This is a genomic window from Mesorhizobium sp. M7A.F.Ca.CA.004.12.1.1, assembly GCF_003997835.1.
In the GTDB taxonomy this organism is placed as follows: Bacteria; Pseudomonadota; Alphaproteobacteria; order Rhizobiales; family Rhizobiaceae; genus Mesorhizobium.
In genome coordinates, this window is record NZ_RZRK01000274.1 from 1 (window position 1) to 7,281 (window position 7,281).

The window sequence follows — 7,281 nt, forward strand, 5'->3', positions numbered from 1 at the left end:
CCTCACCAGCAGCTTGTCCGACCATTCCTGCAGGAAGGCGAGGACGTCGGTCGCCACGGCCTCCTGTTCGGCCTCATAATCCGCGGCAAGGCCAGCAATGATATCGCCTGCCGTTGACCGTCCATCGCAGCGGCGCAAAATATCGAGACTGACATCGTTCGGCCAGAATATCTTTTCGGGTGAAAGCACGGCGAATGCCTGCCGCACGGAATCGTATTGTATGCGCACGTGTTTCGGCAGCGAAGGTACCGATCGCAACGACACCACGGCTCTTTCGCGCAGCGCCATCATTGGGCTGCCTCGGGCTGGAAGGCGCCGGGCGGTATGTTTCCCTGCTCGCCATAGGCGTGTTGAAGCGCGTCAAGCATGGCCCAGAGTATATCGCATTTGAACACCAGTGCATCGATTGCCTGCTGCTGGCGCTCCGCCGTATCGGCATGGCTGAGCACGTAGGCGAGGGCGAAGTCGGCGTCACGCGAGGCCTGTTCGGGCCGTTGCCTGAAATAGGCCAGCGTGTCCTCGGTGATGTAGTCGTATTTGGCCAGCATTGCCGGCACCCGCTCGCCGATGATGAGTGGCGAGAACATCTCGGTCAGCGAGGACGCGACCGCCTCGAACAACGTCCGGTTTGTGCAAAAGGAAAGGTAAGCGCCCACCGCGAAGCGCGTCGCCGGCAGTGCCAGCCTTTCGCTCTTCACGGCCTCGGCGTCCAGGCCGAGCGAAGTTGCCAGATGCAGCCAGCGCGCGATGCCGCCGCTCCAGCCGTCCTCGCCGTCATGATCCTCGATCCGCTTGCGCCACGCGGCGCGAAACGCTGGATCCTCGGCATGCACGAGTATCATGGCATCCTTGCGCGGGATGACCGCCTGATAGCAATAGCGGTTCAGCGCCCAGGCCTTTATCTCGGCCTTCGACAATGCGCCGCTGGTCATCCTGTGGTGAAAGGGATGGCGATTGTGATAGCGCTCGGCGCCAACCTGCCTCAGCACGGCTTCGAGAGCGCTCTTGGAGAGTCCGCCTTTGGCTGCATCGCGGAAGTCGCTCAAAATTCCATCTCCATACCGTCGCTTGCGATTTCCCAGCCGGCCGCCTTGACCGCCGCGTGCTCGGCGGAATTCTCGTCAAGGATGGGATTGGTGTTGTTGATGTGGACGAAGACGCGACGGCCGACCCTCACATCGGCCAAGCCTGCGATCGAACCCGATTCTCCCGAGATCGCCAGATGCCCCATGCGCGCGCCGGTTTTCTGACCGACGCCGGCGACGATCATCTCGTCGTCGGTATAGACCGTGCCGTCGAACAGAAGCCAGGCGGCATCGGTGAGACGCGTGCGCAAGGCCGCATCGATGCGCGCGCAGCCCGGAATATAGAAGACGGAGCCGCGGCTGCCGATGCCGGCAATTCGGACTCCGATCGTATCACCTGCGTCGGAGCTGAAATTGGCATCCGGATGGTCTCTATCCTCCAGATAGAGTGCTATCTTCCCGGGCACTGGAAAGGGCTCGATCATTACGCCGGTCTCGCGGCCTTCTGCGTCGCAAATGGCCAATTCTTTCGCCGGCGGCAGGATGCGCCGCGGCACAAGCGCTGGATCGAGAACGTTGAAAATCGAATTCGCCTCCAGCGTCGCCAGAACCTGCGCCGTTGCATAAATGGCGAAAGGCTGCCGCTCGCGCAGGCTGAGCAGTCCAGCGATATGATCGACATCGGCGTTGGTCAGCACCACCGCGCGAATAGGCGTGGAGCGCAGCGGCGCATCGCCCGCAGGCTGCAGTTCAGGTGTTGCAGCGATTTGCTGGCGAATGTCGGGCGAGGCATTGAAAAGAACCCAGCCGAACCCGTCCGCGGAGGCGGCGATACTGGACTGGGTTCGTGAATGCACCCCGGCCATGCCGGTGCGAGCCGCACGACTCAGACGGTAGTTGCAGTTCCATTGCGGAAAGCCGCCGCCCGCCGCCGATCCGATGATCCTCAAATGCATGAAAATGCCCGCGCGCCGGCTTCTCTGACCTGCAGGCAATTTGCAGTCACAAAAAACGCTTCGCGCGCTTTGCGTGCGTCAAAATCTTTCACGAAAATCCATGGGGCGAGGGGATGCGCGCCCCTGTCGCCAGGGACGCGCACCTCTGCGGCCTACTTCTTGGGAGTAATTTCAGCAGGCAGATACCGTGAAATTTCGAAGCCAGCGGCAACCTGACACATGGTCGGTTTTTTCCAGTTCTTCTTCATGACATTTCTCCTCTTAATACCAGCCCGAAGGGACCGATCCTGTCGTTAGCCAACCATTGCAGGGCACCGACGCAATGGCTCGTCCATCAAGTCTCAAAATGGACAAATGAAACAATAGGTTTTGAAAAGTTGAAAACCAACTATCGAGAATAATTGCAGTCCTTACTTCAATTGTTCGTTGTATAGGGTTTTTTCTCCTCCAGTGGAAGGTTTGCATCTTCCCACCCATCAGCGCCGAGCGGATACCAGATTACCGAACTGTAGCCCCACTCGACGGCCCGTTTCGCCGCATTCCACGACATCCAGCAATTCGTCATGCAGTAGAACAGAATCGCGCGCGACTTGTCCGTCCCGGCCTTGGCCTCGAGGCCTTGGCGAAAATAGCTGGCGGTCTCCTGCGAAATAGCGCCGTATCCCACATTGGCCAGCCATATGCTGCCTGGGATGTCCTTTCTGACCTTGTCCCTCCATATGGTTCCTGCCGGCAAATTGGTCGGTTTGGGCGTGTCCGGCATCACGTCGAAGAAGATCGCCTTTTTCGCCCGCCACAGCGCTTCCGCTTCCACCGTCGTCACCACCCTCGCGCCTTGCAGCGTCCGCGGCACCGGCGCCCGATAGTCGTCCATCCGGAAACCGCTGGGTTCGGCGACATCGCCAGCCCATGTCGGCTCGGTCAGACCCAGAAGGCTCGCGGCGACCAGCAAGAAAATAGTCTCCCTTCCATTCATTGGGTAATCAGGTTGTCGTGTTCGTCGATCAGCGGCACGTTATAGCTCAGCAGGATCCTGGTGATCTCCGCCTGGTTTTCCCTGATCACTCGGTTGAGCGTCCGCTTCCATTCCTGGTCGGACGGACGTACGCCCATGGTAATGCGGTAAGACATGCGCGAGCCGGTTTTTTCCTTCACCAGTGGAACGATCGTCACATCAGCTCCGAGTTCCTTGGCATAGTAACCTGCCATCGGTCCCCACAGCACCGCCGCATCGATCTTGTGTGCCAGCATGTCCTTGATCATGACCTCCCCCATGGATGGGGTGACGCGGGTATCCACCGCAAGCGGATAGATCTTGGCGGTCCGCAGGAGCTTGTTGGCGGCCATGTTGGCGGTTGGCGGCGTGCTTTCAACGACGCCGATCGTCTTGCCCTTGAGTCTGGGATCCTCGATCGTTTCCACGCCTTCCATATCGTGGCTTTTCGGATGCACAAGCACATAGGCGGAGCGATAGTAGGCGTTGGTGTTCTGCACCAGCTCATCGCCCTGGGCATAGCCCATGATGATGTCGCATCGGTTGGCCCCCAACGTATTGCGCACGAAGCCGGTGATCGTGGGAAACCAGGTGTAGGAGACGGACTTGCGCCCGGTTTTCGCGGCAACCAGCTCTGCCAGCTTGTTTTCGAATCCTTCGCCGCTCTTGTCGGTGAAGGGCATATTCGAGGGATCGGCGCAGACGCGCAAGATGTCGGGGTCGACCAGTTCTCCCGCCGCACCAAGGCCGGCGCTTTGCGCATGCGCATTCGACGGCAGCAAGGCGAGCGTGCCGAGGATCGGCAGAACGACGCGCAGCTTCAATGCATCGCGGCCAATCATGTCACCCACCCATGCAGGATGCTTCGGCATCCTTCGCCGCCTGGGCCTTGTCTTCGTGCTTGGGCGGCCGTCCGCGGGGCGCCGCGCCATCTGCGCGCGCGCGCAGGTAGATGTAGAGGTCGTCCATGTAGCAATAGACATTCTTGTTGTCGCCAAAGGCAGGCATGACGTTTTCCTTGCCGCCGCCGACATTCTTGCGGCCCTCGGCGACGATCGAGAGGAACGTGCCGTAATCCATGTTTTTCAGGCTGTTGACCAAAGCCGGCGCATAGCTCGAACCTGTTGCATCCTGTCCGTGGCAGACATGGCAATCGGAGTGATACCGGCGGTAGCCGCTGAACGTGTACCAATCGACGGTTCCGTTTTCGATATTGTAGGTCGGATTTCCATCCGCATCCAAATACTTGCCGCCTTCTTCCTTCACCGCCTTGGCTTTTTCCATGCTGTCGTCGGCCTGGGCGACGCCTGAGCTTGCCAGAGGCAGCAGAGCCAGGACCAAAGCCGAAATTACAATGCGAACGGACATTCAAACTTCCTTCATTTGCCAATGGACACGGTTTTGCTGGCGCGACCGGCATTGATCGGTGTTTTGGGTGCGTAACCGAATCGAGAGCCCGGCCATGGCTTCCGGATGATCCGGGCTCTCGTTCTTCAAGCCTTTGGTCTCACAAGACCTGAGGCGTTCTCAAGGTTCCCAGCGCATCAATCCGGGAGACCGAAGACGGTGAGCTGACCGCCCAGCGTCGTGTAGTCGGCAAGTGCCGCGTAGCCACCGACGGCACCAAGACCAGCGGTGCCAACGACGGCGGCCTCATCGCCTTGGGCACGGCCCTGATCGACGGCGCCATGCCAGGCAGCGGCGTTATCAGGCGAAAGCAGGCCGCCTGCCAGGCCAATACCTGCCCAGCCGCCAACACCCGACAGAACGGCGATGTACTGCTTGCCGCCCTGCTCGTAGGTCGTGATGTTGCCGATGATGCCGGACGGGGTCTTGAACTTGTAGAGTTCCTTGCCGTCCTTATCGACCGCCTTGATGTAGCCTTCGAGCGTGCCGTAGAAGACGACGTCGCCATCCGTGGCCAACGCGCCAGACCACACCGAGAACATCTCGGGCTTCGACCAGACGATCTCACCCTTGGCTGCATCCCAGGCAATGAAGTTGCCCATGCTGCCGTCGCCGCCAGGGGCCGGGTACATCGACACGGTGGCGCCAACATAGGGCTGACCGGCGGTGTAGCTTACCTTGTAAGGCTCATAGTCCATGCAGACATGGTTGGTCGGGACATAGAACAGCCCGGTCTTCGGCGAGTAGGCGGCCGGCTGCTGGTCTTTGGTTCCAAGCGCGGCCGGGCAGATGCCGGTCGAGTTGGTGTCTTCGCCGTTTTGCTGGGTCGAATATTTCGCCACGACCTGCGGGCGGCCATACTGATCGCTCTTTGGGTCCATGTTGACTTCCGTCGCCCAGTTCACCGACGGATCGTATTTTTTGGCGACGAGAAGGTCGCCGCTGGCGCGATCCATGGTGTAGGCAAAGCCGTTGCGGTCGAAATGCACCAGCACATCGTGCTTGGCGCCGTTGACCTCCATGCCGTCGACGAGGATCATCTCATTGACGCCGTCATAGTCCCATTCGTCATGCGGGGTCATCTGGTAGAGCCATTTGGCAACACCCGTGTCCGCATCGCGGGCCATGATCGTCATCGACCAGCGATTGTCGCCGGGGCGTTGTACGGGGTTCCACGTCGAGGGATTGCCGGTGCCATAGTAGACCAGGTTCAGCTTGGGATCATAGGAATACCATCCCCATGTCGTGCCGCCGCCTGTCTTCCACTGCTCGCCTTCCCAAGTGTTCGTGCCGGAGTCCTTGCCCACCGGCTTGCCGAGATGCGTGGTCTTTTCGGGATCGATCAGGGTGTCTGCGTCCGGACCTTCCGAATAGGCTTTCCAGGCGAGTTTGCCATCTTTCAGATTGTAGGCGGCCAGCCAGCCGCGAACACCGAATTCGGCGCCGGAGACGCCGATGAGCACCTTGTCCTTGACGACGACGGGGGCAGCCGTACCGGATTCGCCTTTGCCGCCATCGGTCTGGTCACCGTTCTTGACCGACCAGACGACCTTGCCGGTCTTCGCATCGAGGGCGACGACCGTGGTGTCGGCCTGATTGAGAATGATCTTGCCGTCACCATAGGCAACACCGCGATTGACCGTATCGCAACACATGATCGGAATGACGTTGGGATCCTGCTTGGGTTCGTATTTCCAAAGGATCTTCCCGTCATTCTTGAGGTCGAGCGCAAAGACATTGTTCGGGAAAGGCGTGTGGACATACATCACATCGCCGATGATAAGCGGTCCACCCTCGTGGCCTCGCAGCACGCCGGTGGAAAAGGTCCACTTGACCTGCAGGTTCTTCACATTGTCCGCAGTAATCTGGTTGAGTTTGGAATAGCGGGTGTTGGCGTAGTCACCCGTCTGCATTGCCCAGTTCTTCGAATCCGAAGCCAGCTTTGCAAGGTCCTCGTTAGCCGACGCCGTATAGGCCGCGCCGAGCGACAGAAACGCCGCAGTGGTTAGAATATAGGTAGCTTTCGTAAGTACACGCATCCGAATTCCTCCCGAGGTTCATAGTGATGAATCATTTGCTGAGCCCACAAGGGCTTGCCCAAGCGATTCACGGGGGGGAAATATTTCCGGCAGCGTGTCACGACCTAAGCCAGATGTGCAGAGGGCACCGTTACTGCCCACCTCACCTTGGCCTACGAAAGACTGTCGCCGCTCCCTAATGACGGTGACGCCCTTGAAGCCGGAAACAGGGTGAGGCTATGTCATCGCAAAACGCTAGGCAAGCAAAAAAGCCTGGGTGTCTTTTTGCACCGCAATATCGTGAATGATGCGGTGCAATATAAGGAAATAACTAGGACAGTATTGGTTAGATAAAGTATTTCTACTAGCTAAATAACGGTTGACCGCATAAAATTTGATTATTTTTTGAGTTTTACATTTCACCTAAGCAAGGATTTTATTTAGCGGTATTCACTTCGATGTCTCGGCCTGGCCATCTACGTGCTGCATGGAGAATCGATAGTGGGCCAAGCATGAGATGATCGTTGGAGTTGGGGTGTGGAGCGGGCCATCAGGCCGCCATGCGGAACCACGGTCGATGAGTACCGCATTCCTCCTTTGGTCGTATACGGAAGCCATGGGCGCTTGACTGACTCTGCGGCTCGTTGCCAACTGCCACGGTGATCCCGACTTGGCACATCGCGCCCAGGCTAACCGGAGGTTTTCCCATGATCAGATATGTTGGATTTTCGACCTTGCCGCTGCTCCTGGCCGCGCCGCTGGCCTTCGCAAACCCGGCGGGCGCCGCGGGAGATTACCCGACAGCAACGATTGCCGATTACGTGCTCGGCTGCATGCAGACGAACGGCCAGACACGGAAGGCGCTGGAAAGCTGTTCCTGC

7 protein-coding genes are annotated in these 7,281 nt (G+C 58.9%); all 7 read right to left on the minus strand.

Annotated elements, in window-relative coordinates; all coding sequences use genetic code 11:
- Positions 1–291: pyrroloquinoline quinone biosynthesis peptide chaperone PqqD (gene pqqD, locus EN984_RS16080; RefSeq protein ID WP_127383828.1), on the minus strand; the 291-nt coding region annotated here is incomplete at its 3' end.
- Positions 288–1,046, minus strand: a complete 759-nt coding sequence (gene pqqC, locus EN984_RS16085) for a pyrroloquinoline-quinone synthase PqqC (RefSeq protein WP_127267405.1) — start codon at positions 1,044–1,046, stop codon at positions 288–290. The genes pqqC and pqqD, both read right to left, overlap by 4 nt.
- Positions 1,043–1,981, minus strand: a complete 939-nt coding sequence (gene pqqB / locus EN984_RS16090; RefSeq protein WP_127267404.1) for a pyrroloquinoline quinone biosynthesis protein PqqB — start codon at positions 1,979–1,981, stop codon at positions 1,043–1,045. The genes pqqC and pqqB overlap by 4 nt, the downstream gene beginning before the upstream one ends.
- 415 nt (positions 1,982–2,396) lie before the next feature.
- Positions 2,397–2,957: a PQQ-dependent catabolism-associated CXXCW motif protein gene (locus tag EN984_RS16100; RefSeq protein WP_127267403.1), complete on the minus strand. Its 561-nt coding sequence runs from the start codon at positions 2,955–2,957 to the stop codon at positions 2,397–2,399.
- Complete coding sequence (locus EN984_RS16105) at positions 2,954–3,847, minus strand: substrate-binding domain-containing protein (RefSeq protein ID WP_127267402.1); 894 nt, start codon at positions 3,845–3,847, stop codon at positions 2,954–2,956. Before EN984_RS16105 ends, EN984_RS16100 begins: the two co-directional genes overlap by 4 nt.
- Positions 3,819–4,343, minus strand: a complete 525-nt coding sequence (locus EN984_RS16110) for a c-type cytochrome, methanol metabolism-related (RefSeq protein WP_127267401.1) — start codon at positions 4,341–4,343, stop codon at positions 3,819–3,821. The genes EN984_RS16105 and EN984_RS16110 overlap by 29 nt, the downstream gene beginning before the upstream one ends.
- A gap of 176 nt (positions 4,344–4,519) precedes the next feature.
- On the minus strand, positions 4,520–6,421 hold the full coding sequence (locus EN984_RS16115) for a methanol/ethanol family PQQ-dependent dehydrogenase (protein ID WP_127267400.1): 1,902 nt from the start codon (positions 6,419–6,421) through the stop codon (positions 4,520–4,522).
- Between the last annotated feature and the right edge of the window lie 860 nt (positions 6,422–7,281).